The organism is Hymenobacter sp. BT18 (assembly GCF_012273015.1).
Classification (GTDB): Bacteria; Bacteroidota; Bacteroidia; order Cytophagales; family Hymenobacteraceae; genus Hymenobacter; species Hymenobacter lutimineralis.
Genome location: NZ_CP050954.1, coordinates 3,126,074 through 3,151,802, shown reverse-complemented (window position 1 = coordinate 3,151,802; position 25,729 = coordinate 3,126,074). Strand labels below are relative to the sequence as shown.

23 protein-coding genes are annotated in these 25,729 nt (G+C 61.3%); 6 read left to right on the top strand and 17 right to left on the bottom strand.

Annotation, left to right across the window (positions count from 1 at the left end; genetic code table 11):
• Positions 1 to 86: 86 nt before the first annotated feature.
• Positions 87 to 1,622 carry a bifunctional phosphoribosylaminoimidazolecarboxamide formyltransferase/IMP cyclohydrolase gene (gene purH, locus HER32_RS13535; RefSeq protein ID WP_168682244.1) on the bottom strand — a complete coding sequence of 512 codons (1,536 nt, stop codon included), beginning with the start codon at positions 1,620 to 1,622 and terminating at the stop codon, positions 87 to 89.
• A 312-nt stretch (positions 1,623 to 1,934) separates the two neighbouring features.
• On the opposite strand from purH, the gene HER32_RS13530 reads away from it, so the two are divergent.
• Genes HER32_RS13530 through HER32_RS13520 form a run of 3 tightly spaced genes read left to right on the top strand, consistent with a single transcriptional unit; the run spans position 1,935 to position 4,441 of the window.
• Positions 1,935 to 3,083 carry an acyl-CoA dehydrogenase family protein gene (locus HER32_RS13530; protein WP_168682243.1) on the top strand — a complete coding sequence of 383 codons (1,149 nt, stop codon included), beginning with the start codon at positions 1,935 to 1,937 and terminating at the stop codon, positions 3,081 to 3,083.
• Entirely contained in the window at positions 3,080 to 3,826 is a 747-nt protein-coding gene (locus tag HER32_RS13525; protein ID WP_168682242.1) for a PIG-L deacetylase family protein, read from the top strand. Before HER32_RS13530 ends, HER32_RS13525 begins: the two co-directional genes overlap by 4 nt.
• A gap of 12 nt (positions 3,827 to 3,838) precedes the next feature.
• Positions 3,839 to 4,441 (top strand): class I SAM-dependent DNA methyltransferase, encoded by a 603-nt coding sequence (locus HER32_RS13520; RefSeq protein WP_168682241.1) that lies wholly within the window; start codon positions 3,839 to 3,841, stop codon positions 4,439 to 4,441.
• Here HER32_RS13520 and HER32_RS13515 read toward each other — a convergent pair.
• The 9 genes from HER32_RS13515 to HER32_RS13475 all read right to left on the bottom strand — a co-directional run bounded on the left by HER32_RS13515 (position 4,401) and on the right by HER32_RS13475 (position 11,753).
• A complete protein-coding gene (locus tag HER32_RS13515) occupies positions 4,401 to 5,606 on the bottom strand; it encodes a glycosyltransferase (RefSeq protein ID WP_168682240.1) in 1,206 nt (401 codons plus the stop codon). The genes HER32_RS13520 and HER32_RS13515 overlap by 41 nt on opposite strands.
• Positions 5,607 to 5,712: 106 nt before the next feature.
• Complete coding sequence (locus tag HER32_RS13510; protein WP_168682239.1) at positions 5,713 to 6,861, bottom strand: BamA/TamA family outer membrane protein; 1,149 nt, start codon at positions 6,859 to 6,861, stop codon at positions 5,713 to 5,715.
• An 80-nt stretch (positions 6,862 to 6,941) separates the two neighbouring features.
• On the bottom strand, positions 6,942 to 8,150 hold the full coding sequence (locus HER32_RS13505) for a BamA/TamA family outer membrane protein (protein WP_168682238.1): 1,209 nt from the start codon (positions 8,148 to 8,150) through the stop codon (positions 6,942 to 6,944).
• Between the two features lie 86 nt (positions 8,151 to 8,236).
• The gene (locus tag HER32_RS13500; protein ID WP_232066257.1) at positions 8,237 to 9,133 is read right to left on the bottom strand and encodes a geranylgeranylglycerol-phosphate geranylgeranyltransferase; all 897 of its coding nucleotides are present in this window, start codon (positions 9,131 to 9,133) and stop codon (positions 8,237 to 8,239) included.
• A 148-nt stretch (positions 9,134 to 9,281) separates the two neighbouring features.
• On the bottom strand, positions 9,282 to 9,476 hold the full coding sequence (locus HER32_RS13495) for a cold-shock protein (RefSeq protein WP_044511773.1): 195 nt from the start codon (positions 9,474 to 9,476) through the stop codon (positions 9,282 to 9,284).
• Between the two features lie 114 nt (positions 9,477 to 9,590).
• Complete coding sequence (locus HER32_RS13490; RefSeq protein ID WP_149070816.1) at positions 9,591 to 10,076, bottom strand: KdsC family phosphatase; 486 nt, start codon at positions 10,074 to 10,076, stop codon at positions 9,591 to 9,593.
• A 111-nt stretch (positions 10,077 to 10,187) separates the two neighbouring features.
• On the bottom strand, positions 10,188 to 10,424 hold the full coding sequence (gene iscX / locus HER32_RS13485; RefSeq protein WP_168682237.1) for a Fe-S cluster assembly protein IscX: 237 nt from the start codon (positions 10,422 to 10,424) through the stop codon (positions 10,188 to 10,190).
• A 117-nt stretch (positions 10,425 to 10,541) separates the two neighbouring features.
• On the bottom strand, positions 10,542 to 10,895 hold the full coding sequence (locus HER32_RS13480) for a 2Fe-2S iron-sulfur cluster-binding protein (protein WP_232066256.1): 354 nt from the start codon (positions 10,893 to 10,895) through the stop codon (positions 10,542 to 10,544).
• Between the two features lie 36 nt (positions 10,896 to 10,931).
• The gene (locus tag HER32_RS13475) at positions 10,932 to 11,753 is read right to left on the bottom strand and encodes a Rossmann-like and DUF2520 domain-containing protein (protein WP_168682236.1); all 822 of its coding nucleotides are present in this window, start codon (positions 11,751 to 11,753) and stop codon (positions 10,932 to 10,934) included.
• A 188-nt stretch (positions 11,754 to 11,941) separates the two neighbouring features.
• Here HER32_RS13475 and HER32_RS13470 point away from each other — a divergent pair, with 188 nt between their 5' ends.
• Positions 11,942 to 14,557: a T9SS type A sorting domain-containing protein gene (locus HER32_RS13470; RefSeq protein ID WP_168682235.1), complete on the top strand. Its 2,616-nt coding sequence runs from the start codon at positions 11,942 to 11,944 to the stop codon at positions 14,555 to 14,557.
• Between the two features lie 84 nt (positions 14,558 to 14,641).
• Here the strand turns inward: HER32_RS13470 and ccsA are convergent, their stop codons facing one another.
• From ccsA to HER32_RS13435, 7 genes are all read right to left on the bottom strand, one after another.
• Entirely contained in the window at positions 14,642 to 17,236 is a 2,595-nt protein-coding gene (ccsA, locus tag HER32_RS13465) for a cytochrome c biogenesis protein CcsA (protein WP_168682234.1), read from the bottom strand.
• A gap of 100 nt (positions 17,237 to 17,336) precedes the next feature.
• Positions 17,337 to 17,765, bottom strand: a complete 429-nt coding sequence (locus HER32_RS13460; RefSeq protein WP_149070822.1) for a cytochrome c maturation protein CcmE — start codon at positions 17,763 to 17,765, stop codon at positions 17,337 to 17,339.
• Positions 17,766 to 17,867: 102 nt separating this feature from the next.
• Positions 17,868 to 18,170, bottom strand: coding sequence for a CcmD family protein (locus HER32_RS13455; protein WP_222931804.1), 303 nt, complete (start codon positions 18,168 to 18,170; stop codon positions 17,868 to 17,870).
• Complete coding sequence (locus HER32_RS13450; protein WP_149070823.1) at positions 18,151 to 18,822, bottom strand: cytochrome c biogenesis protein; 672 nt, start codon at positions 18,820 to 18,822, stop codon at positions 18,151 to 18,153. The genes HER32_RS13455 and HER32_RS13450 overlap by 20 nt, the downstream gene beginning before the upstream one ends.
• Before the next feature lie 129 nt (positions 18,823 to 18,951).
• A complete protein-coding gene (locus HER32_RS13445) occupies positions 18,952 to 19,593 on the bottom strand; it encodes a heme exporter protein CcmB (RefSeq protein WP_149070838.1) in 642 nt (213 codons plus the stop codon).
• Positions 19,594 to 19,819: 226 nt separating this feature from the next.
• Complete coding sequence (locus HER32_RS13440; RefSeq protein WP_232066255.1) at positions 19,820 to 23,017, bottom strand: hypothetical protein; 3,198 nt, start codon at positions 23,015 to 23,017, stop codon at positions 19,820 to 19,822.
• A gap of 29 nt (positions 23,018 to 23,046) precedes the next feature.
• On the bottom strand, positions 23,047 to 24,144 hold the full coding sequence (locus tag HER32_RS13435; protein WP_168682233.1) for an NAD(P)/FAD-dependent oxidoreductase: 1,098 nt from the start codon (positions 24,142 to 24,144) through the stop codon (positions 23,047 to 23,049).
• An 84-nt stretch (positions 24,145 to 24,228) separates the two neighbouring features.
• On the opposite strand from HER32_RS13435, the gene HER32_RS13430 reads away from it, so the two are divergent.
• Together HER32_RS13430 and HER32_RS13425 are read left to right on the top strand one after the other, a co-directional pair.
• Positions 24,229 to 24,864 (top strand): MBL fold metallo-hydrolase, encoded by a 636-nt coding sequence (locus tag HER32_RS13430; RefSeq protein WP_168682232.1) that lies wholly within the window; start codon positions 24,229 to 24,231, stop codon positions 24,862 to 24,864.
• Between the two features lie 66 nt (positions 24,865 to 24,930).
• Complete coding sequence (locus HER32_RS13425) at positions 24,931 to 25,626, top strand: CDP-alcohol phosphatidyltransferase family protein (RefSeq protein ID WP_168682231.1); 696 nt, start codon at positions 24,931 to 24,933, stop codon at positions 25,624 to 25,626.
• The last annotated feature ends 103 nt before the right edge of the window (positions 25,627 to 25,729 follow it).

Genomic DNA, 25,729 nt, shown 5'->3' with positions numbered 1-25,729 from the left:
ATGCCTGAAAAGAAACGGCTGCCAACGGCAAGGGGACGGATAGAACGAATCCGTTCCATCCGTCCCCTTATCCGTTTTATCCGCAGTTAGTGTTTGAAGTGCCGCACGCCCGTGAGCACCATAGCCATGCCCAACTGGTTGGCGGCCGCAATGCTGTCCTGATCCTTGATGGAGCCGCCGGGCTGCACCACGGCCCGAATCCCGGCTTCGCCCGCAATTTCCACGCAGTCGGGGAAGGGGAAGAAAGCATCGGAAGCCATAACGGCACCCTGCAGGTCGAACCCGAAGGCCTTGGCCTTCTCAATGGCCTGCCGCAGGGCATCCACGCGGGAGGTCTGGCCTACCCCGGAGGCTAGCAGCTGCCCGGCGCGGGCCAGCACAATGGTGTTGCTCTTGGTGTGCTTGCAGATTTTGAGGGCGAATTCCAGGGCCGCCACTTCCTCGGCCGTGGGCGCCGACTCCGTCACCGTGCGGAATTCGTGGGCGCCTTCCACTACTTTATCGAAGTCCTGCTCGATGATGCCATTGAGCAAGGTCTTGATTTGCTTCTGTGGAAATGCCACGGGCTTCTGGCGCAGCAAAATGCGGTTTTTCTTGCTTTGCAGCACCGGCAGCGCGTCGGGCGCGAAGTCGGGCGCAATCAGCACTTCAAAGAACAGCTTGTTCAGCTCCCCGGCCGTTGCGGCATCTACCACTTGGTTAACGATAATGACACCCCCAAATGCCGACACCGGGTCACAGGCCAGGGCGTTCAGGTAGGCTTCGTGCAGGGAGCCGGCCTGGGCCACGCCGCAGGCATTGGTGTGCTTGAGAATGGCGCAGGCCGCCGGACCATCGGCCTGAAATTCCTGCATTAGCAGCACGGCCGCGTCCACATCTACGAGGTTGTTATAGCTGAGCTGCTTGCCGTGGAGCTGGTCGAAAAGGGCCGACAGGTCGCCGTAGAAAGTGCCTTGCTGGTGGGGGTTTTCGCCGTAGCGCAGGGGCGTGGCGGGCTTCTGGCTTACTTTCAGCGCGGCCCCGTGCTGGGTGGTACCCTGGCTCAGGTACTGGAAGATGTGGGTATCGTAGTGCGAGGTAGCCTCGAAGGCGGCGGCGGCGTAGTCGCGGCGGTCAGCCAGATCGGTGGCGCCTTGCTTTTCGGTTAGCAGCGTGGTCACGGCTTCGTATTGGTCGCGGCTGCTTACTACTAGCACGTCGCGGTAGTTTTTGGCGGCGGCCCGCAGCAGGGAAATGCCCCCAATGTCGATTTTCTCAATCACGTCGGCTTCCGCCGCACCCGAGGCTACGGTTTCCTCGAAAGGATACAGGTCCACAATGACCAGGTCGATGGGCGGAATCTGGTGCTCGGCGGCCTGCGCTACGTCGGTGGCTTCGTGGCGGCGGTGCAAAATCCCCCCGAACACCGTGGGGTGCAGGGTTTTCACGCGGCCCCCAAACACCTCCGGGAAGCCCGTCAGGCTTTCCACGGCCGTAACGGGTACCCCCAGCTCCTCGATGAACTTCTGGGTGCCGCCCGTGGAATACAGCTGCACGCCGTGCTGGGCCAGCACGCGAATGAGCGGCTCCAGCCGGTCTTTGTAATACACGGAAACCAGGGCAGAGCGAATGGGCTGCATCATAACAAGAAAAGGTTGGGCTGAACGACGCCGCGAAGGTAGGCAGCGCCCGGTTAGCCACCCAAGCCCCCACAGCAATTTGCTGGCAGGTTCCGCGGGGAGGCCACGGGACAGGTCTAGCCACTCCTGTTACAAACCTGGGAACCTATGGGAAAAACTTTGGCTAGGGGCACAAGGCCTTTGCCCAAACAGGTGACGCACTTCACTGCGGGATGCCAAGAAGTGCTGGCAATACCCACTTGTCTTGAGGTAGCACACAACCCACAAGCTCAACTGTCGGTATCAGAGGTACTGTTGTGCTTATCTACTTTTTTCATGCCTCTTCTCGTTACTCCAGCCGAACTGCTGCCGCCTGCGGTATTGCCTGCCCCCGAAACGGCCGCTGCGCAGCTCGTTCCTCGCCTGTTTGCCCACGCACCCTTATCTGATTTCGACGGGGCCTTCCCGGTAGAGGAGTTTTCTTGGCTGCGAGCGGCGGGCTTGCTAACGGCCGTGCTGCCGCCCGCGCTGGGGGGAGAGGGCCTGGCCGATGAGGCGCTGCTGCGGGTGCTTTGTCACATTGGGCGCGGCAACCTGGCCGTGGGACGCGTGTTCGAGGGCCACGTAAATGCCCTCCAACTCATGCTGCGCTTTGGCACGCCCGATCAGCAGGCACATTGGGCCGCCGAGGCGCGGGCCGGGCACTTGTTTGGCGTCTGGAACACCGAGGCCGCCGACGGCGTGGAGCTCCTGCCCCAACCCGATGGACGGATGGCCTTGCGCGGAGCCAAAACCTTTGCCTCGGGGGCGGGCCACGTCACGCGGCCCCTGCTCACGGGCCGCCTCCCGGATGGGGGCTGGCAGATGCTTATCCTGGAGGCGGATGCGCAGCCGCCCATACTCGACCCCTCGTTCTGGCAGCCGCTGGGTATGCGCGCCTCGGCCAGCTTCCGCGCTGATTTTACGGGGCTAACGGTGACATCGGCGCAGCTCCTGGGCCAGCCCGGCAACTACTACCGGCAGCCTTGGTTTAGCGGGGGGGCCATCCGGTTTGCAGCCGTGCAGCTGGGCGGGGCCGAAGCCGTGCTCGATGAAACCCGCCGCTTTTTGCGTCAGCTGGGCCGCACCGATGACCCCTACCAGCGGCAGCGCCTCGGCGAAATGGCGACGCTGGTGGAAGGTGGCCACCAGTGGCTGCGCGCCGCCGCCGAACACGCTGCCCGCCCCACTGCCGCCGAGCAGGCTGAGGCCACCGTAGCGTACGCCAACATGGTGCGCACGGCCGTGGAGGAAATCTGCCTGCGGGTGCTGCCCCTGGCCGAACGCTCCGTGGGGGCCCGCGGCCTGCTGCGCCCCGAGCCCCTGGAGCGCCTGCACCGCGACCTGACCCACTACCTGCGCCAGCCCGCTCCCGACGCCGCCCGGGCCGATGTGGGCCGCTTCGCCATGGATTCTGACACGCCTACTTACCAGCTCTGGAAATGAGTAGCGCAGTTAGCTTTTTTACCGATTTGCCGCTGCGGCCCGCTAAGGCGGCCCTGGCTTTTGGGCCTACGCTGGTAGTTGCTCCTCACCCCGATGATGAAACCCTGGGCTGCGGGGGGCTAATAGCCCTGCTGCGCCAGGCGGCCGTTCCCGTATGGGTAGTGCTGGTCAGTGACGGTACGATGTCGCACCCGGGTTCCCAACGCTTTCCGGCGGCGGCCCGGCAGGCGTTGCGGGAAGCCGAGCTGCGCACTGCCCTGGCCCGGCTCGGTGTGGCCGATACGGCCCTCACCTGCCTGAGGCTGCCCGATGGACGCGTGAGCTCCCAGGATACCGCGGCCATAGAACGCCTGCGTCAGCTCCTGCTAGCCACGCGGCCCGTCACCGTCCTCACCCCCTGGCGCCGCGACCCCCACCCCGACCACCGCGCCACCACCGCCCTCGTCCAGCATGCCCTGGCCCAGCTGCCTACTACGCCCCGCGTGCTGGAGTACGTGGTATGGGCCTGGGAGCGGGCCGCCCCCGCCGACCTCCCCCAGCTGGATGAAATGCAGGGCTGGCGGCTCGACATCCACTCCGTGCTCAACCAAAAACAGCACGCCCTAGCGGCCCACGCTTCCCAGCTGCCCGGTGGCCCCATCGATGATGACCCCACCGGGTTTTATCTGGCGCCATCGATGCTGGCCCATTTTGCCCAACCCTTTGAAACGTACCTGGAGCCCCTGTCCCCGGCCGAAGCTTAGTATTGTCTGCCTATGAACCCCAACCAGCCGCACAATCTGCCGCCTGCTTACTTCGACGAGGTTTACCGGGCCAACTCCGACCCCTGGAACTTTGAAACCAGCCCCTACGAGCACGAAAAATACCGGGCTACCTTGGCGGCTCTGCCCCGTCCTGGTTACCAGCGCGCGTTCGAAATTGGCTGCTCCCTGGGCGTGCTCACGGCTCAGCTGGCGCCCCGCTGCCAGGAGTTGCTGGCCATTGATGTAGCCGAAGCCGCTTTGGCTAAAGCCCGGCAGCGGTGCCAGGCTTTTCCCCATGTGCAGTTTCGTCGGATGCAGGTACCCGCCGAGTTTCCGACGGGACAGTTCGACTTAATTCTGGTGTCGGAAGTAGGGTACTACTGGGATGAGCCTACCTTACGCCAAGCCGCCAATGCCATTTTTGAGGCCCTCACGCCGGGCGGGCAGCTGCTGCTGGTGCACTGGACGCCGCCCGTACATGACTACCCCCTAACCGGCGAAGAAGTACACGCGCTGTTTCTGGAGTACACCCAGCCCGGCGGCCCGGCGCGCCACCTCCTGCACCAGCGCCAACCTACTTACCGTTTAGATCTGCTGGAAAAGAAATCAGCGTAGCCTGCCCCAGCTGCGCCCTGATTTCGGCCAGCGCCTGCCGCAGCGGCACCAGCGCCAGGGGCCGCACCTGCCGGAAGCGCCCCAGCGCCCACTCCCACAACACCCCAAAACAAGTAGCGGCCGTTAGCCGGCAAATGAGCTCCTCGGCGCCCACATTCAGTTGCTTGGCCAGCGGCAGCAGCCCGGCCAGGGGCCGTTTCGCCGACAGCCACAGCCGGCGCAGGCGGCGGCGCAGCATGGCTTCGGCAGTTACCTGGTGGCCGCCTTCCACCAGGGGTTCCTGGCCCGCAGCACACTGCCGGGCCCATTCGCTTAGCTGCCAGGAAAGGCCCACTGCTACCCGCCCCGCCCGCCGGTCGGAGGTAGCCACGCGCACGGCCGGGCAATGGCGTACCCGCAGGTCGTGGCGGAGCAGAGAGTGGTACAAGGCCTCATCTTCCAGAAAAGGCACCACCGGCAGGCCACCCACGGCGCGGTAGGCCGCTGCGGTTAGCGCCAAGCTCGCCCCGAAGTGCTGGTGATGGCGGGGCCAGGGGTCGTGGGAGCTGGCGTCAAGGGACGCTTCCAGTTGGGTACGGGCCAGGCGGTAAGCGGCATCGAGTAGGTGCTGGCGGCGCACGGCGCAACGCATGGGGCCACTATGCCGGGGCAGAATGCGCCCTCCCACGGCATCGGCGCCCGCGCTGATGGCCTGCTCTGTGGCGGCCAGCCAAGTGGGGGTTACCTGCGTGTCGGCATCAGTAGACAGAATCAACCCTTGAGGGCGGCCCACTGCCTCAAGCCGACAGCAGGCCTCATCCATCAGCAGGCGCCGCGCCCGGCCTACGTGCGCTTCGGCGGGCGGCAGCTGCTGCTCGGCTACCTGAATGGCCCAGGCCGGATGCTTGGCGGCAAAGCGGCGCACTACCTGGACCGTGGCATCGGTGCAGTTGTTGGCCAGTACCAGTATTTCAAACGTAGTAGGGTCCAGCGGCTGCCTGGCCAGGGTGGTTTGAGCCACCAGCGCCGCCAGCGTGGCCGGAAGTTCGGCGGCCTCGTTTTTGGCGGGAATGATGATGGAGGCCCGTAGCGCCGGGTGAGGCGGCAGGGCCATGCGCAGCGGCGCTACGGGTAGCTCAGTCGGGGCCGCGGCGTGGTGAAACAGTTGGGGAGAAACCAAATCCATAGGTCCCAATCCTACGGAATTGCCGAGCTTTGGATGAAGCTCGGCAGCAGAAATGTGCGCACCGGTACCAGCTGGCAGTGGCGTTACCAGTAGGCTGAGGCCGGAATTAAAACGCCTCGTTGAAGGCGAAGTACAACCCGCTGGACTGCCCCGACCCCACCCCGTAGTCGATGCGGATGCTGAGCCGGTCCTGGCGGTTCACGTCGATGCGCAGCCCTGCGCCCCCCGCCAGGTTAAACTGCCCAGGCCGAAAATCAGTGACCTGGGGCTGCACCTGCCCGGCGCTGCCAAACAGCACGCCCCGCAGCCGCCAGAACAGCTGCTGGCGCAGCTCTACCTGGGCGGCCAGCAGTTGCCGGTCGCGGAAACGGCCTTCGTAGATGCCGCGCATCATCCGCTCCCCGCCCAGCTGGGCCAGTTCCCGAAACGGCACGGTGCCCCCGTGGAAAGTGCCCAGGAACTGCCCAGCCAGCACAGTATGCTCCGCTTCCTTTGACCCTAGCACCCGGTAATGCCGAGCGTCAAACTGCAGCCGCGTAAACGAGAAGTCGCTGCCCAAGCCTTTGGCCATCAGCAGCGCTGTGGCATCCAGAAAGTTGCCGTGGTGGGCGCTTAGAATATTATCGCGCGTATCGTAGAGCAGGGCCGGCCCCAGGCCCGAGGTGAGCGTAGGTTGCCGTTCGCGCTCGGGGCGCTCCAGCAGCCAGTTAGGCCGGGTAGCATCGTCGGTGAGCGGGTCGTCTACCCGGATGCGGTAGAGGTTGGTGAGCCGGTAGACGCCGCCCACGAACAAGCCTGGCCGCAAGCGCTTCAGTACGCGCTGGTTAAGAATGAACACCCGGTACGAAATGTCGCTTTTCTCGCTTTTGCGGGTGTCGTTGCCCACGCCGTAGTAGTAGATAGGCAGGTTGAAGTACTGGGCTTCCCCGCTGATAAAGTACCGCTCGCCGGGCGTGAAGATGGCGTGCGTGAGGCTGGCGCTGGACTGCTTGCGCTGGGTACGGTAGGCCAGCACGCGGGCGTTGGAGCTGCGCGTGGTAGTGTCCTGCCCGAAGCGCCACACTGGCAGCACAGCCGCCCCGTACGCCAGGCCGGTTTCGGGCTGCGAAAACACGATAGGCAGGGCGGCCACTTTCACGCGGCGCGGCTTTTTGGTGGGCTTGCGGGCTGCTACCGAGTCGGCAGCCGATTGGGCGTGGGTGGCCAGGGCCAGCAACGTCAGCAACAAGGTGGCTCCGGCACGAAGTACGAACATAAACAGCGGGGAGAGTGGTGCCTAAATGTACAGAATTAGGCCCTACTCTCCCCGCTATTGTCTTGGCCTTGCGCCGGGCGCTAAAACGCCTCGTTCACGCCGAAGTACAGCCCGCTGCTGCCGCCCGAGCCCACCCCGTAGTCGAAGCGAATGTTGAGCCGGTCGCGGCGGTTGAACTGAAAGCGCACCCCGGCCCCACCGGCCAGCTTAATGCCGCTGAACGACATGTCCTGCAGGTGCGGGGCCACTTGGCCCACCCCCGCAAACACGGCGCCGTTCAGGCGCCAGAACAGGTGGTGGCGAATCTCGGTCTGGGCGGCCAGCAACTGCCGGTCGCGGAAGCGGCCTTCGTAAATGCCGCGCAGCAGACTCACGCCGCCCAGGTTGGCCAGTTCCCGGAATGGCACGGTGCCATTGTGGAAGGTGCCGATAACCTGACTGGCCCAGATAGTACGGTTAGAGCCCAGAGGCTGAAAGTAGCGCCCGTCCACCACGTAGCGCGTGAAGGTATAGTCGCTGCCCAGTCCTTTGAGGTTGAACAGCGTCTGCAGGTCCAGGTAAGCCCCTTTGTACGTACTCAGAATCACGTCCCGGCTGTCGTAGATGAAGGTGGGGCCGGCCCCGGAAATGCGGAACGGCTCCTTCTCGCGGGGCGTCAGCTCGGAGTAGTACAGGTTGGGGCCGGTTTCCTCGTTGTTTAGCTCCAGCTTGGGGCGCAGGCTCCGCAGGTCGGTGAAGCGGTACTGCAGGCCCACAAAGGTGTAGCGGTGGATACTTTTCAGGGCCCGCTGGGTGATAGTGAGCAGCTTATAGGCAATTTCACTTTCTGCCTCCTTCCGGGTATCGTTGCCAATGCCATAGAAGAAGATGGGGTAGTCGAAATACTGAATATCCCCGATGAGCAGGTAACGCTCCTGCCGGGTGAAGATGGTGTGGGAGAGCTGCAGGTTCAGCTGCTTCTTCTGGGAAAACCAGCCCCCCAGCCGACCGTTGGACTTGCGCACGGTGGTGTCGCGGCCGTGGCGCCAGGTAGGCAGGAACGTAGCCCCCGCCGCAAAACCAGTTTCGGGCTCGTAAAACACGACTGGCGCCGGAATAAAGCTAGGTTTATCCTCCGGGTTTTTGGGGGGCTGAGCCGTGGTGAGAGCCGGAGCAGCCGTTGGGGTGGGCGCAGTGGGCGTAACCGACACCGGCGCAGCGGCGGCAGAATCAGAAGCGGTGGGCGTGGTTTGGGCAAAGGCAGCCGGTGCCAGCCACAACGCGGCCAGCAGCAGGGTAAGAGTACGCATGAGGTCAGAAAAGCGAAAGGTGAACGGCCAGCCCGACGGGCCCGCCTGCTTTCCTAACGTGCGGGCAGGAGCCCGGGTTATATAGTTCAGCTTACCCCCACCAGCAGCATAGACAGCACCCCGGCCAGCATGATGAGCTTACACCACAAGCTCAGCTGCGCAAAATGCGCTTTGCGGTCGGCGCGAGCCAGCTGCCGGCCCAGGGCCAGCAGCGGCCCCAGCACCAGCAGGAGCAGCCACCCCGCCAGCCAATACCAGCCCAGCGCATACGCCTGCCCCACGGCCCCCACTACCAGCAGCACCAGGCACAGCCAAAAAAAGGCCACTACCCACTTCGTGCGCGCCACCCCGGCCACGATGGGGAGGGTGCGGCAGTCGTGCTGGGCATCACCGCGCATGTCCTCTACATCCTTGATGATTTCGCGGACTACCGACAGCAGAAACGCGGCCAGGGCGTAAATCCAGACGGTGCCTACCCCCGTGCGCAGCTGCAGTTCCGGAGTGAGCACCGACGCCGCCGTCAGTGCCGCTATGCTCAGATTGCCTACCAGGGCCATGCGCTTCAGCCGCACCGAATAGCCCCATAGCAGCAGGGCCGAGGCGGCATGCACCAGCCCCAGCAACGTCGACAAGGCTCCGCTGACCAGGATACCTACGCCCGTGAGCAGCAAATGCGCGAGCATGGCATGGCGGCGGTTTATCACGCGCCCTACCACCAGCCGGTCGGGGCGGTTGATGGCGTCTATTTTCACATCGTAGTAGTCGTTGATGATGTAGCCAGCGGCGGCAATGCACAGCGTGGCCAGCAGCAGCAAGGCAAAGCGCACATCAAGCCAGGGCGTGTCCGGTGTGCGTTGGTGCAACAGGCCCACGCGCACCAGCCCCATGCACAGCACCAGCAGCAGCAGATTGGGCAGGCGCACCAACTGCGTGAGCTCCCGCAGGCCGCCGGAGCCGGGCCGGCCGGGGAAGTTCTTATCCATTCGGGAAGTGGGCTGCGCCATCTTATGTATCACCAGAGGTTGCAAAGATGCCACCCGGGCGGCAATGGCCGCTACGGCGCCAGTCAAAAAGAAAGCCCCTCCAAACGGAGAGGCTTTCTGCAAGCAAAAAACCTTGTTGGCGCTACGCCTACAGTTTCTTTACGTTCACCGCATTCACGCCTTTCCGGCCTTCCTGGGTATCAAATTCCACGCGGTCATTCTGTTGGATCTGGCCCCCGTTAAGGCCGGTAACATGGACGAAGAAGTCTTCCTTCGTGCCGTCTTCTGTAATGAAGCCGTAGCCCTTCGACTCATTATAGAATTTTACGGTTCCTGTTTTCATGAAAAATGCGAAAAAATGTGAATGGATGATGTGGTAAAGATATAGGGATTTACCAAAATCACAACTCGCCTTTTCCGCGTCTTTCCAACGGCAATCCGGCCCCACAACGGGCTTCTACCAAGTTCCTTGCTGCTTCATGGTGGCTTCCAGCAACTCGCGCACGGCGCCTTTGCCCCCGGGCAAAGAAGCCACGAATGCGCTGATGGCGCGCACGTCGTCAGCGGCATCGGCGGGGCAGGCGGCCAGACCGCAGCGGCGCATCACTTCTACATCCGGCATGTCGTCGCCCATGTAGGCAATAGTGGCGGGGTCGAGGCGGTGCAGGTTGATGTACTTGTTGAAGATAACCATCTTGTCATCGACGCCCAGGTAGATATCCTGCACGTCCAGGGACTCCAGGCGGCGGCGCACCCCCTCTTCCTGCCGGCCCGAGATGATAACGATGCGGTAGCCCTTGCGCAGGGCATGGCGGATGGCGTACCCATCGCGGATGTGAAACGTGCGGGCCTGCTCCCCCGAGTTGAGGGCCAGCAAAGTGCCGTCGGTCAGCACCCCATCTACATCCAGGATAAACGCTTTAATAGCCGATAAATCAACCATATTTCTGCTGACAACGAATGATGGAGTAACCGGCGCTTAGCAAGAAAGCGCAGTTTCTGATGGCTATACGGCAAAAGGCGCCGACGGCCGGCAGCGGAGCCTGTATTCTATTTATTGGTTGTCGCGCCACTCGTACACCCACTTGGCCTGAATCTGCTCCAGGTGGCCTTCGGTGGCCTGCTCCCGGGTGCCTGCAAAGTTGGGCAGGCTCAGCACCCAATCCAGCAGATCAGTGAACCGAATGCGGTAGATTTTAGCTTCCGTGAAATCGTCGCCAAACTTCTCATACAAAGCCATGGCAATGTCCTCGTGGTCCTGCCAGTGAATCGGGGGCTCGAAGTACGTCATTTTAAGTAATGTGACTAATGTGGGGAATGTGCTAATGTGGGGGAATGGGCTGATGTGCTATTTGTCGTTCTTTTGTTAGCACATCAGCATATTCCCCTACACTAGCACATTAGAAAACTAGTGGCCCAGGAAGTTCTGGGGTGGGATGCGAATCACGAGCTCCTGGGTGGCGGCCTGCACCACGCACTGGCAGCCCAGGCGGGAGTTGATGCGCGGGTTGACGGCGCGGTCAATGAAGTCTTCTTCCTTGTCGCTGATTTCCGGGAGGTGTTCCTCGCCCTTCACCACGTACACGTGGCAGGTGCTGCACCCACACACCCCCCCGCAGTTGTGCTGCAGCTGAATGTCGTTGTTGAGGGCCACGTCGAGCACGGATTCGCCTTCGGCGGCCACGTGCGTCTGCTCGGGCTGCCCGTCTTCGAATTGAAAGGTGATATTGACGGTGTTCACGGCGTGAAGGTGTATTGGCAAATTGAGGGCGCAAAGGTACGCACCCCGGCTCCCCCATCAAAGCTGCGGCGGCTTTGGCTCCGGCTGTGCCTGGATAGATGCCGTTAGCCGGCTATATAGGTCCTGCCAGGCGGGGTGCCCGGCCAACAACCGCTGGTGGACCTGCAATGTTGGCGTATCCCCGCGGGCGGCGGGTCCGGTTTGCCCCTGGAACGGCAAACTGCCCAAGGCTTTTTCCACCGTCTCGCGAATAAGCGGCTCCAGCAAAGTCCAGGGCAGACTGGCTTCGCGCAGCAGCTCCTGGCTGATACCTAGCAGGTGGTAGGGGAAATTGCAGGCAAACACTGCCGCCACGTGCAGAGCCTGGCGCTGGGGCGTGGCCACTAGCTGCGCGCGGGCCGGGCTCAGGCTGCGGGCCAGGGTGAGCAGCAGCGTTTCGGCGGCCGCATCGTGGGCTTCCACGCAGATGGGCACCTGAGTCCAGTCTACTACCCGCCCCGGGCTAAACGTCTGAAGCGGGTACCACACGCCCCCCCGCACCCCGGGCACAATCTCAAATACGGCCAAGGGAACCGAGCCCGAAGTGTGGGCCACTACGCTGTCGGTTGGAAAGGTTATTTCCTGCAGCACCAGCGGCACCGCCGCATCGGCTACGGCCAGCAGGTACACAGCGGCCGGAGGCAGCGGCGTGTTGCCGGCTACCGCTACGGCCCCGGTAGCCAGTGCTGCCAGCGCCGCCGCCGCTTCTGGCCGTCGGCCCCACACGGCCACCACCTGATGCCCTGCACCAACCAAGGCGGGCACCAGCTGGCTGGCCACGCGCCCGGTGCCCAGTACAACTACCCGCTGAGCCGGGCCTGTAAATGAATTGCTTTGCATAAGCTCAAAGGTGAAAGGAATAAATGGCCTATACCAAGGCCAGGGGCCAGCGCAGCGCTGCCTGTCCTCTTTTTTCCTCAATTTAGCCGCGCAGTTCCGCTGCTTTTCTGTCACTTCCTTTTTTGCTGCCTATGGCCTATCCATACATCCTTCAAGGTTGCCGCCAGTTGCTGGCCGCCGGCTTAGTTATGCTCTCGACCGGGGTCGGGGCCCAAACGCTGAATTACTCAGCCCGAGGGTTTAGCGCGTCTACGGGTACCTACACCGATCTGGGCTCCACCGGGGTGGCTATTGCCACGGCCAACACCGACGACGCCAACTCTGCGCCCCAGGAAATCGGCTTCACATTTCGCTACAACGGGCAGGAGTTCACTCAGTTTGTTTTGAACACCAATGGCTTCGTGCGACTGGGCACCAGCGCCCCGGCGGCCATGGTCGCGGAGGCGCCGGCCAGCCTAGCGGGTTCCCCGGCCCTAAGCACCAATGCGGCGGACGTGAACCTGCTGATGCCATTTGCGCATGATCTGGTAGCCAGCACCGCCCAGCCCGCGGAGTATCGGGTAGCTACCACGGGTACTGCCCCCAACCGGGTGTGTACGATTCAGTGGAAAAACGTAGCCGACAAAGCTGCCGGCACGGCCGTCACCCAGTTTGATCCGCTGAACTTTCAGCTGCAGCTGCACGAGCAAAGCGGCATCATTGCGTTTGTGTACGGCTCCTTTACCGCCACGGCAGCGCCCGCGCTGAAGGCGGCCGGTGTGGGGCTGAAAGGCTCGGGCACGGAGCCCGGTCAGCTCACCGTCCTCACCAAAACGCCCTCCAATGCCTGGAGCGTGGCCAAAGCGCAGGATAAAGCGTATAGCGGCACTTCCTTTTTCGTGCGCCGGCCCACGGTGCCAGCCAGCGGCCTTACCTACCAGTTCGCCCCTATTCCGGAGCGGGATGCTACCGTCAGCACCATGTACACCCTCGGCCAGTTGCCTATAGGCTCGGCCACTCCCCACGTACTGACGGCAAAAGTGGCCAACGTCGGGCTCAACAGCCTTACGGGCGTGCAGGTAACCCTGCAGGTGAGCGGGGCCACGGAGTTTACCAGCACCAAAACCATTGACTTGGCGGCCCAGGATACCGTACTGGTAACCTTCGATGCCTACACGCCTACCGTAGCCGGCACCAACCAGGTGCAAGTACGCGTGGCCGACGATGACAACAACGCCAATAATGCCTTGGGTCTCACGCAGCAGGTAACCACCAACCTGCTCGGCTACGCCGATGATGCGCCCCTGATTTCGGGACCCACGTTTGCCGATGAGCGGCTGCTTCTGGCCCGCTACCGCCTAACTCGGGCGCAGGCGGTACAGGCCGTGAATGTGCTGGTGCCCACTACCGCCACCAACGAGGGGCAGACGGTGTACGCGGTGGTCCTCGATGCCGGGGGCGCATTGGTGGGCCGCTCCCTCAACTACGTGGTGCGGCCGGCCGACTTGGGGCGGGAACTCAGCTTAACGCTGTTGTCGCCCATCAAAGCAGAGGCGGAGGTTGATTTTTACGTAGGCCTGGCCCAGACGCTGCTCACCAATACCCAGGTAGGCACCACGGCGTACAATGTGGTGGGTCTGCAGGCCGAGAAGCCCGTTCGGCCCGATAGCGCCTATTTCATGGCTCCGCTTGAAGGCGGTATGCCCCATTCCTACCGCGGCGGACGGTTTGCCATTACGGCCCAGCTCACGGATGTTCCTGCCTGCCTGGCCCCGGGCCAGCTGACGGCTACCAACACCACGGCTACCAGCACCACGCTTACGTTTAAGCCCGTGGAAGGCGCGAGCAGCTACGTGATAGAGTATGGCCCCTACGGCTTCCTACCGGGCAGTGCGGGGGCTACGGCCATCCAGAACGTACCGGGTGGGTCCCCTTACCAGCTTACCGGCCTTAGCAGCGGGCAGCGCTACGATGTTTACCTGCGCAGCACCTGCGCCAGCGGCAGCAGCGGCTACGTAGGGCCTGTTACCATTCAAACGGCCTGCGCCACCCCCACCCCCGCCCAGGCCGGCCGTATCCGCCTCGACTTCGACAACGTGAAAGCCGGGGACTTACCCTGCAACGTAACGGTGCTCAACAGCAACGACGACCCCCAAACCTGGCAAACGGTAGTGGACTACAAGGCTGATTTTTCCAACGCCATCCGCCTGTTTGCCGACTACGACACGGGTAAGGCGGCCGACGACTGGTTTTTCGTGGGGCCCATTCAGGCCGATGGAGGCCTGGACCATAACCTGACCTTCCGGTACCGGGCCGAGAGCGAAGCGTTGGCCGAAGGACTGGAAGTCACAGTAGGCGCGGCGGCTACTCCGGAAGCCCAAACCACCCTGCTCTGGAAAAAGACTGACATCACCAATACCGACTACGCTAATCCCGACGAAACGCTGCTGTGGAAGCCAGCCACTACCGGCGAATATTACTTGGGCTTTCACGGCATCAGTGAAAAGGAGCGTTCCTACCTTTTCGTCGATGATATCCGGCTGGAAAGTATTGTTACGTCCGTTCAGAAAAGCTTAAGCAGCCACCTCCACCTCTACCCCAACCCCGTGGCCAACCAGCTGTGGCTGGATTTGCGGGGTACCAATGCCCGGGGGCCGCTGCAGGTAGAAATCCTGAATATGCTGGGCAAGCGCGTGTATGCGGGCCAGGCGGAAGCGACTAGTCCTACAGCCCTGGACGTTTCCCGCCTAGCGGCGGGCCACTACGTACTCCGGGTGCAAGCTGGCAACCAGGTGGGCGTCCGCCCCTTCCAGGTACAGCGCTAAGCCCTCGGTACAGCTCATAAGAAAAAGCCCGTCCTCCACGATAAGCGGAGGGCGGGCTTTTTCTTGGACGTTACCTGACAGTACTTACGCCACCTGAACGGGCCGTTTGCGCACGGCAGCTGGCTTGTTGGGAGCGGAAGGGCGCCGGTCTTCGCGGCGACGCTGTACCACGGCAATGCCAAAGCCCAGCGCCATGAGCAGAGTACCGCTCCACAACAGGTTGATGAAGGGCTTCTCCACGGCTTTCAGAATGATGTAGTCTTTCTGCGTGGTGCTCACACCGAACGTAAACTTCTTGGTAGCGGGGTCTACGTTGTTGAACGTCACGCGCAGGCCCAGGTCCGTCACTTCGTCGGGGACGCGGCCTACCAGGTTGCTGCGCACCACAAAAATGGGGTGTACATGGTACTGGCGCTTTTCCCCGTGCACGATAATGTCGCCCTGAATGGCTACGTCGCCGGCGGCTAGGCCCAAACCGGCCGTAGCCGATTTCTGAGCCGGCTCAATGGCCCGCAGCACGGCAAAGTAGTCGTTCAGGTAAATGGTGTCACCTACGCTCAGCGTGTGCTCTTTTACTTCGCTCCACTCCTTTTCCTTGGAGGGGTCGGGCACAGTGCTGATGTGGGAGTAGATGTCGTGGTTCCAGAAGGGCTTGATGTCGGGCGAGGCCAGCAGGCCGCCCATTTCCTCATTTACCTGGGCCCGGGGATAGAGCGTAAATGCCTCGCCCGACTTTCGGTTTTTATATTCCACCCGGTAGTAGGTGTCTTCGGGGCGGATTTCGAGCGTGTCACCGGCTTTGTAGTACACCCGGTCCCCGCGCTTGATGTCGCCGCGGGCCAGGGCCCGAAACTCATCATTGATACCTAAAAACAGCAGGTCTTTGTTGACGTAGCCCGGCACGCCGGGTACATCAAGGTATTGCCCGGTGTAGGTCACGTCGTAGTCCTTCATTGGCGCCGACTCGTTGCGCCAGAGCAGCACGTTGTCGCGGTTGATGTCCTCGGGGAAGTCCTTGGAGTACACCAGGCCCGAAACGTTTTGCGAAACGATGTTGGAGTAACCCGCCGAAGCCAGTACGCCCAGCAGCATCAGGGCAATGCCAATGTGCGAGACGGCTCCACCCGACAGGCTTACGCGCCGCCGGATCAGCACCAGCAGCATACTCAGGTTGGCCAGCACGCCAAACAAACCGGCCGTCAGCAGCACGATGTAAGCGGGCGTCATCTTCAGGCCAAAGTAGCGTACCAGCAGGATAACCAGCGCTGCGCCCAGCAGCGTCAGGATTCCGGGCACGGTGAAGGTATTGGTCACCGTTTCCTTGTCGTTGCGCTGCCACCACATCAGCTGCGCAATACCCGACACCAGGGCCACGGCTACCCCCATCCACAGCTGGAACTTAGTGTAGTGGGCAATCTGGTCGGCGGGCAGCGCCAGGTTAGATTTGATGCCAATGAAGCCTAGAAAAGCATTGTATACCGGAATGCTGGTCGTCACCAGTACCTGGAAAGCCCCGAGGCAGAGCACCGTGGCGCCCACGAATACCCACAACTCGGGGTTGTAAGCCGTCAGCTCTTTCTCCGAAATTGGAATGCTTTTCCACTTCACCACCAGCAGCGCCGTAGCCAGCACCACGAAAGCTCCCAGGTAAATGATGAGCTGCCCGGAAAGGCCCAGGTCGGTGAAGGAGTGCACAGAGGCATTGCCCAGCACACCGGAGCGCGTCAGGAACGTGGCGTAGAGAATCAGCAGGAAGGTGCTAATGACCAGCACGAAAGCCGTGCGCAGGCCAATGCGGCGGCGCTGCCATAGCACCAGGGCGTGCAACGAAGCCACCAGCACCAGCCACGGAATGTATACGGCATTTTCTACTGGGTCCCAGTTCCAGTAGCCGCCGAAGTTCAGTGTTTCGTAGGCCCAGTAGGCACCCATCATGATGCCCACGCCCAACACGGCGCCGCCCACCAGGCTCCAGGTAATGGCGGGCTTTACCCATTTAGTTAGCTCGTTTTTCCAGAGGCCGGCAATGGCAAAGGCAAACGGCACCAGCGTGAGAGCAAAGCCCAGGAACAGCGTGGGCGGGTGAATCACCATCCAGTAGTTCTGGAGCAGGGGGTTCAGCCCGGTGCCATCCGTGGGAACGAAGTTGGGGTTCAGGCGGAACACCGGGGCATCGGTGAGGAAGTCGCGCAGCAGAATAAAGGGCGAGGAGCCGATTTTCACATTCAGCACCACCACCCCCAGAATCATGGACGTGAGAAACAGCTGCACGCCCGCAAACACGGCCATCACGGGGGCTTCCCACTGCCGGTTGAAGCGGATGATGAGCCCACCCAGCAGCACGTGCCAGAAAATCCAAAGCAGGAAAGAGCCCTCCTGCCCTTCCCAGAAGCAGGAAATCATGTAGTACACCGGCAGGTGGTTGCTGCTGTGGCTCCAGGCGTAGTAGTACTCGTAGCGGTGCCCGTAGATGATGCCGAAAAGGCTGGCAATAATGGCAATAACCGCGACGCCATGCACGAAAAACGCGCCCCGGGCCAGACGCAGCCACGTGGGCTCCGCTTCACCCAAAGCACGGCCGCGGGCAGCCTGATAATAGGCATAAGCCGCCACCAAGGAAGCCACAAACGCCACAATGACACTTAGGTGCCCAACGTCGCCAATGAAAGTATTCAGCATGAATTCTCAATTAAGAATTAAGAATCAACAATTAAGAATTGCTCCGAATCAAGAACACCAGGCTAGCTACCGCACATTCTTAATTCTTAATTCTCAATTATTAATTAACCGAGGCGGTTGCGCCTTTGATGTCTTTCTCCACGTACTTCGACGGGCACTTCAGCAGGATCTTGTCGGCCACGAACACGTCGTTGCGCATAGCCCCGGTAATGACCACCTGCTCCGATTTGTCGAAGTCCTGCGGTTTGGGGTTGAAGTAGACGACCCGCTGGGCCAGCCGGTTGGTATCAACCAGCGTGAAGGCGAAATAGTTGGGGTCGAGCGTCGGGTTGTACTCCAGCCCCACAATGTTTTTCTGCAGGTCGCGCGGGAGTCGGCCCACTACGTGCACCTTGGTAAGGTTGCCCTCGGCGGCCAGTTCCCGGGCCTCCTTAAACGACACATACTGGCTAACGTCGCCAGCCGTGGTAACCAGGATACTGATGGCCACCGCAATGACGGCCAGAATGAGCAGGTGTGATTTTTTCATGGCGCTACGAAGCGAAAGAAACTCGACGCCAGCCCCCGGCCAGCGCTTCAGAACAACCAACTGGGCCCGAAAAATCCCCCGGGCCCACTAAGGAGAAAATTATTATTGGGCGTGAACTTCTTTTTCGAGGCGGGTGAGCTTGCGGTCCAGGGAAATCAGGTAAACCAGCAACCCGGCCAGCACCACCGCAATAACGGCCACTACCACGTAGATTTTCCCGTCCTGGCGCAGCGTATCGGCCATTTCAGGGCCAGTTGCGGCTGCTTGCGCCAGGGCCTGGCTTGCTGGTAGCAGCAGGCTCAGCAGCAGCACCAAAACGGGGCGAAACTTCTTGCAGGCGAACTTCCACCCAAGGCGAGCAGCCCCCGAAAATCCAAGATCCTGGTTAGGCAAGCTGTTTTTCATGAACATGTTGTTTTAAGAGCGACAACCGCACGCTGAGTTGCGTAATCCACACCCCCAGCAGCGTCCAGCCAATCACGGCCGGGTAGAAGACCAGCCGCATGTTGCTGTCGAGGTCGTACTTGGCGAAAGCCGGGTTACCGCCGGCGCCGGGGTGCAGCGAGTCCGTCAGCCGGGGCAGAATAAAGAACAGCGGCATAGCCGCGGCAAAGGCAAAAATGTTGTAGATGGCCGATACCCGGGCCCGCTGCTGGTCGTCGGCAAATGAAGAGCGCAGCACCAAGTAAGCGCCGTAGATTAGCATGGCAATGGCGGCGCCGTTGAGCTTGGGGTCGTTGGTCCACCAGGTGCCCCAGGTAAAGCGCGCCCACAGGCTACCGGTAGCCAGGCCCACCAGCCCCATCAGAATCCCGGTTTGGGCAAAGCCGTGCGAGAGGGTGTCGAGCCGCGGGGACGGGTTGCGCAGGTAGCGAATCGAAAATACCACGGAGGTCAGCAGGATGATGGTCATCCCAAACCACATGGGCACGTGGAAGTATAAATTTCGGATGGTTTCGTTGAGAATTGCCAGCCGCGGCACCGGCAGCAGCAAGCCCGCTACGGCCGTGTAAAGCAGCAGCAGCACCGTTAGCGCCTTCCACCAGTTTTTAGCCATGAATCAGAAAAACAAAAGAATGAGGAGAGCGGCCAGCTTCGACCAAGGAAGATACAACCCGCCCGGCGTCCTCACAACCACCCGTTTGGGTGAAATAAGCGCACAGGTTTACTGACTGTATCATAACCATCAGGACCGCCACAAAAAAGGAAACAGCACGTAGGACACTGCCCCCACAATCAGGTTCAGAGCCACCAGGGTCAGCACCGAGCTCCGACTAGCCGACCAATCCAGCCCATCCAAAGCGTTTTTGGAGATTTTGATGAGCATGAGCAGCATCGGAATCATGATGGGGAAGCCCAGCACGGCCATCAAGGTATGGCTGTTGGCGGCTTTGGCGGCTATGCCCGATACCAGCGTGAGCGTGGAGGCAAAGCCCAGCGCACCCAGCACTACCGTGCTCAAAAACAGGGGCATGTCCTGCACCGGGTTGCCCAAAACCAGCGCGTAGGCACCAAAAGCGACCAGAGCCAATCCCAGCAGCAGCAGGGCATTGTATCCGATTTTCGCCAGAATAACCGCCTGCGGCTTCACCAGGGCGTAGTAATACAGCTGTCGGCCGCGACTTTCCTGCAGAAAGCCCTTCGCCACGGCGTTTACGGCCGTAAACAGGAGAATAATCCAAAACAGCGCGTTCCAGGCCGGCACCGGCAGGTTGCCGCCCCGGAGGGCAAAGCTCAGGTAGCACACAAATACAGTGCTGCCCACGTACAGCAGCATGCCACTGAGGGCGGCACGCTGCCGCCATTCCAGACGGAAGTCCTTCTGCATCAAATACCAAATCTGGCTGAGGAGCGGCACGGCAACAGGGGTGGTGAACGGGACCGCAAAGATACTACACGAATGGTTAGGGGCGGTTATTGCGTTCTATTTGTTCGTATTTATGCCAGCGGCCCTGCCCTTCCTGGCAAATAAAAAGCCTCATCCGCTTAAACAGATGAGGCTTTCAAAATGCCCTGGGCCTTTCGGCACCGACGGCCGTTAGGCTGCTGATCTTTTAAAAGTCGTATCCCAGCGTGAAATAAAACTTGGGACCGGTCTGTTCCCGGTCTTCCTGCCCCCAGGCCACATCGAGCTTGCCGTAGAAGCCGAGCAGGGTGGTGCGGGCACCCAGGCCATAGCCCAACAGCAGCGGATTGCGGAAGTCGATGACCGTGGCCGAGAAAGCGTTGCCGTTGCCCAGTACCTGACGGGTGTTATAGGAGTTCTTTTCGTTGAAGGGGTTGGAGCCGGCGTAGGCCGAGCCGGCATCGGCAAAGGCCGTAAGCTGCAGGTTGCGGAAGAACCCCGATTCGATGGGCTTACGGGAGAAGTACTGAATGATGGGCACCCGCAGCTCGGAGTTGAACAGCACGTACTTGGGCCCGGTGCGGGCGTTGTAGTTGAAGCCGCGCAGGTTGGTTACAAATTCCTGGTAGAACACATCGGCGGGCTGCCCGCGGAACAGGTCCCGGTCGTCGCCGTCGAAGCGGTTGTTGAGCCAGTTGTCCATGCCCCCCAGGCGGAATGTTTTGGGCGCGTTGCCGAAGAAGTTGCCGTAGCTGGCGCGGTTGGCCCAGATAATCTGGCGGTGAATTTTCTGGTAGTGCCGAATGTCCACAAAGAACTTGTTGAAGCTCTGCTCGTCGGTTCGCAGTCCATGCAGCATTTGTACGCCGGCCTTCATGCGCGTGCCTTCCAGCATGTTCACGCCCGTACTGATGGCATTGTCGAATACCAGCTCGGCGCTGCCGCCCAAAAAGTTTTCCACCGAATCCCGCTGGCTAAAGTCGGCTAGGCGGGAGCGGCGCGCATTTACGTAGCGGCCGGTTACGCGCACGTTCAGGTTATGGGTGAGGGGATAGGCTATGCGGGGTGCCACCTCATGCCGGTTCAGGCGCGTCAGGTAGCCCGTCACGGGGTCCAGATCTTTAGTGTAAGACTGCTTCTGGTAGCTGATGCCCCAGTCGTAGCGGCGGCGCAGGTTGCTGTACTCCACGAAGATGTTGCTGGTACGGAAATCGGTGAGGGCAAACACCCCAGCCCGGAACCGGTGGTCTTCCATCAGGTCGGAAAGATTGGCTTGCCCGATGATGCCAAAGCCCAGCAGCGGATCCACGTAAAGTGACGACACCACATTGTCGATACTGAACTGCTTGCCGTAGCGGAAGGGCCCGGCCAGCGGTGTACTCTCCGCGGGCTTAGCCGTGGCCCGGGCCGTGCTACGCCGCTCCGGGCGCGTGGGCGGGGCATCTTCCTCGTACTGGTAGTCGCCCACCTTCTTCTCCCCTGATGTTGCCGTTTGCCGCGCCGTGGTATCGCGCACTACTGGGGCACGCTTGGGTGCGGGAGCGGGCTTCGAGCGGTCCTCCAGGGTTTCCTGCCGGGCCGTTTTGCTGAGCTGCAGGCCCTCGGGCAGCGGGTACGTGGCGTAGCCATACACGAAGTCGCGCGCCTCATCGGCCGCAACGAAATCCAGCGCACCGGTAGCCGGGCTATAATCGTAGCTGCGGATATTGGGCAAAAAGCTCGTGACCGGGGTATACCGGCGCGTGGTCAGGTTGTAGCGGTACAGACTCCGGACCCCACTTTCCTCACTCAGAAATACGACTTCCGTATCGGAAATAGGCCGGGGCGCCGACTCGTTTGAAATTGTGCTAACCAACTGCTCTACCGGCTGGGCCCGCCCGTCCAGATGGTACAGGAACAGGTCGTAGTTGTTGACAACGTTGGCGAAGTTGTTTTTCACGGTGCCGGTGGTATCCAGCCAGCGGTTGGAGCTGAAAACGATACCCTGACCGTTGGGTAAAAAGGCCGGCTGCACATCATCAAACAAGTCGTTGGTGAGGCGCTCCGGTGTGCGGCTGCCGCTGCGCAGCAAATACAGGTCATTCTGCCCGTTGGCAGCCCCACTGAATACCAACGACTTTCCATCCGGGGAGTAGTGCAGCCCCAGGACTTGGGTAAACCCGCTGAATAGAGCCGTGTTGCCCTGGTGGCTGAAAGGCAGGGCCTCAACCAGCCGGGAAAAGATGCCCCCCGCGCCCCGGTTGGTGGGTCGCAGACGCAGGTTTAGCTTGCCTTTGTGGGTTTCTACTACAGCCAGCTGCTCGTTGGTGCGCCAGGTAAGCACGGGCAGGCGGAAATCTACCTGCTGGTCGGGCGTTTTGTAGCCGCCCCGGTAAATGGTGTAGCGGCTGCTGCCATCCGTCTTGCTCACGACCACGCGGTAGCGGCCCCGGTCGTTGGAGACGTACGCGACTTCTTGGCCGCTGGGGCTGATGGCCATCTGCGACAATTTGGTCCCGCGCCGGTTGCGCTTCACCAGCTGGTTTTTGTCGTCAATGGCCGCAAAAGGCGTGGCTGGCTGCGCATTTAGCTGCCGGTAGTACGTGAGCCAGTCCTTTAGAAAGGTTTTGTAGGGCACATTCAGCGAGCTGCTGATGCCCGTTTCTACGTCGCGGGTGATGCGCGTCAGGTTCAGGATATTCTGAATGCTGGTATAGCCGTAGCGCTCCGCAATGTAGTTCCACACCGAGTGGCCGGCCAGCTCCTGGTTGCGGGCAAAGAAAGCGGGGGCGCGGTTGCCGTCTATCTGCTGGGTGAGGTTGCGCATGTACTCATCCATTTCCACGCTCCAGCCCTCGGCCGTATACGCTGCGGCCCCGCTCACAAACCAATCAGGCAGCTGCAGCAGGTAGTTGCTTTGGATTACCTCCTTCAGGGAGCCCCCGTACATCATGTCGTGCAGCAACACCCGGGTAATCTGGTAGCTCAGGTCACGCTTGAGCACGGTTTGCTGGCCCTGGAAGGCTATCTGCACCTTATCCATGCGCAGCAAATCGGTTTCGCCGCCCATCTGGTACTTGTCGGAGTTCAGGCCCACGTTGCTCTGGCGCAGATCGGCTACCGAGTTGTAGAGCATAATGGTGGTTTTGGAGTACGGGTAGTACCCCAGCAGCGCCGTGATGCGCTGCAGCTCCTTTTCGGCGTACTCGGCCGTGCGACGTGCCGTAGCTTCGCCGCCCCCGTAGAAATAGATAGTAAAGTTGGACGTGCTGAAATAGCTCCAGTCAAACTCCTTATATTGAATCCGGACGCGGCCGAAGGGCTCCTGCGACGTTTGCGCCACGCTGACCAGTGGCAACGCCAGCAGCAGCATCAGGCACCAGCCGGTTGCCCAGCGGGCAAAGTTTCCCGGCAGAGAAGTAAACATATGCGTCATTGAGCCAGAAAAAGTAGAAGTCAAAGAGAAGATACCGCCGCTGAGGCAGCCGCAGTATACAACGAAGAATAACGCCGGATATTGACTTCGGACCACAATTCCGCGGTGCCTTCCAGCACATCGGCAAAGTGCTGGGCCAGCCGCGGGGCCATTAAGACGCCCTTGGAGCCGAAGCCATTGCATATACTCAGGAAAGGCAGCGCCGGATGCGTGCCCAGCAACGGTTTACGGTCGCGCGAGGCCGGCCGCACCGCGGCCCATTGCTGCACCACCGTAAACGGCAAATCCGTTATTTCGGCCAGACGCTGGCTAAGTTCCGCACGGGCCTCGGCCGTGGTACCCGCCGCAAAAGGCGGCCATCGGTACGTGGCCCCCACGCGAAAATACCCATTGCCCAAAGGCACCACGTACGCTCCTTTGTTTAACACCTCGGTTTCGGCTAAGCCCGGGCAATGAACATCCAGCACCTCGCCCTGGTTTGGCGTCAGCGGCAGCCAGCTAAACCAAGGGTTATGCCGGGCGGCGGCCCCTTCGCAGAACACCACCTGCCCGGCCGCAATGGTATTGCGGTAAAGCACGCCGGCCGCGCCGATAACAAGCTGGGTAGGGTCAAAAGTTTCTTGGCGCAGCCACCCTTGGCGAAGGCCGGCTACGGTCTGCGCCGCCAGCAGCTCGCGCACCCGCAGGTAGCCGCCCCCGGCAATGCGCATGCCGCCGAAATCCTGCCGCACCCCTGGCAACGGAGGCAACTCGGCCGATACCTCCGTCACGAATTCCTGCCAGGGTCGGTCGGCGCTGCGGGCCATGGCATCGTTCTGGTCGAGCACGGAGGAAAACAGCTTGCGGATGGGCAACAGCCGCAGAAACTCCTGCCCAAGCGCCTGCTCCTGCTCTTGGTAGTAGGCTACGGCCGCCGGCAGAAACTCCGCCATGCGCCAGCCCAGGGCCAGGCGCTTGCCGGCCACAGGGTTGAGCAGGCCCGCTGCTACCGTCGAGGCGGTATCGGCGGGAGCCGGGTCGAGGACGAGCACGCGCTTACCCCGCTGCCGCAACACGGCGGCCAGCGTGGCCCCCGCCAAACCGTGTCCTACCAACAGGTAATCGACGTCTTCTCTCATGGCGGCCAAGGTACACAAGTACAACTCGAATGCGTACCTTACCTCGCCATTCGGCCCGGTTGCGGGCCGTTTTTATTTGTTCTTATGCTTGTTTCCGGCTTTACCTTCAACGCTTTTTCCGAAAACACCTACCTACTGCACGATGCTACCAAGGAATGCGTGGTAGTTGACCCAGGCTGCTACAGCCGCGCCGAGCAGCAGGCCCTGCAGGCATTTATTGAGGAGCACCAGCTGCGCGTGGTTCTGCTCGTGAATACCCATGCCCACATCGACCACGTGCTGGGCAATGCCTTTGTCCTGAACACCTACCAGGTGCCATTTTTGCTGCACGAGGCCGATTTTGCCACGCTGCGGGCCGTAGGCAGCTACGCCCCTTCCTACGGTTTTGCCCAGTACCAGCCGGCCGAGCCGACGGGTACCCTAGCGGCGGGCCAGCCGCTGCGCTTCGGTGAAACGGAGCTGGAAGTCCGGTTTGCGCCGGGCCATGCCCCGGGCCACGTCGTTTTCTACCACGCACCGTCGAAGGTGGTGATTGGGGGCGACGTCCTGTTTCAGGGCAGCATCGGGCGCACCGACCTGCCGGGCGGCGACTATGCGACCCTTATCCAAAGCATCAAAACCGAGCTGCTCACCCTCCCCGACGACGTAACGGTGTACGCGGGCCACGGGCCGGCCACCACCATTGGGGCTGAACGGCGCAGCAACCCTTTTCTGCAGTAGCCGGGTTCTGCGCTACTCCTGATGCGCTCCGCACGCTACGTATCCTGATTATAACTCCTCCGTCTCTTGAAAAGGCACCTTCCCAACGCTATTACCTGTCTTAACCTGTTTTCCGGCTGCCTGGCGCTGGTGCAGGTGTTTGCTGGCCGCCTCGATTATGCGGCCTACCTGATTGTGCTGGCGGCCGTGTTCGACTTTTTCGACGGCCTGCTGGCCCGGGCCCTGCACGTGAGTTCCCCCATTGGCAAAGACCTCGACTCTCTGGCCGATATGACGTCGTTTGGGGTAGTGCCCGGCGCCGTGCTGTACTGGCTGCTGGGCCAGGCGCTGCCGGCTACCGGCTTGCCGGGCTGGCTGGCCTACCTGGGCTTTGTGGTCACGGTGTTTTCGGGCGTGCGGCTGGCTAAGTTTAACAATGATACCCGCCAGACTACTTCTTTTATCGGCCTGCCTACTCCGGCTAATACCCTCTTGGTGGTTTCCCTGCCGCTTATTCTCCTGCACGACTCCTATAGCCTGCGGTCGGTTATTCTCAACCCCTGGGTTTTGCTGGGTCTCACGCTGCTGCTTTCCTACCTGCTGATTGCCGAAATTCCGCTCTTTGCGCTTAAGTTCAAGAACTTCGGGTGGCAGGATAATTCGTTGCGCTTTATTTTCGTGCTGCTGGCCGCCGGGCTATTGGCTGCGCTGGGCGCGGCTGCGGTACCGCTCATTATTCTGCTGTACGTGCTGCTCTCGGTGCTGAAGCCAAATTATATGTAGGCAGCACAATATTTTGGCCAGCTGGCGGTTACTCATCTGGGGGCCGGGTGAACCTCGCGCCTGACCAGCTTGTTGCTTTCACAACGTCCGCTCAGAGTCTGGT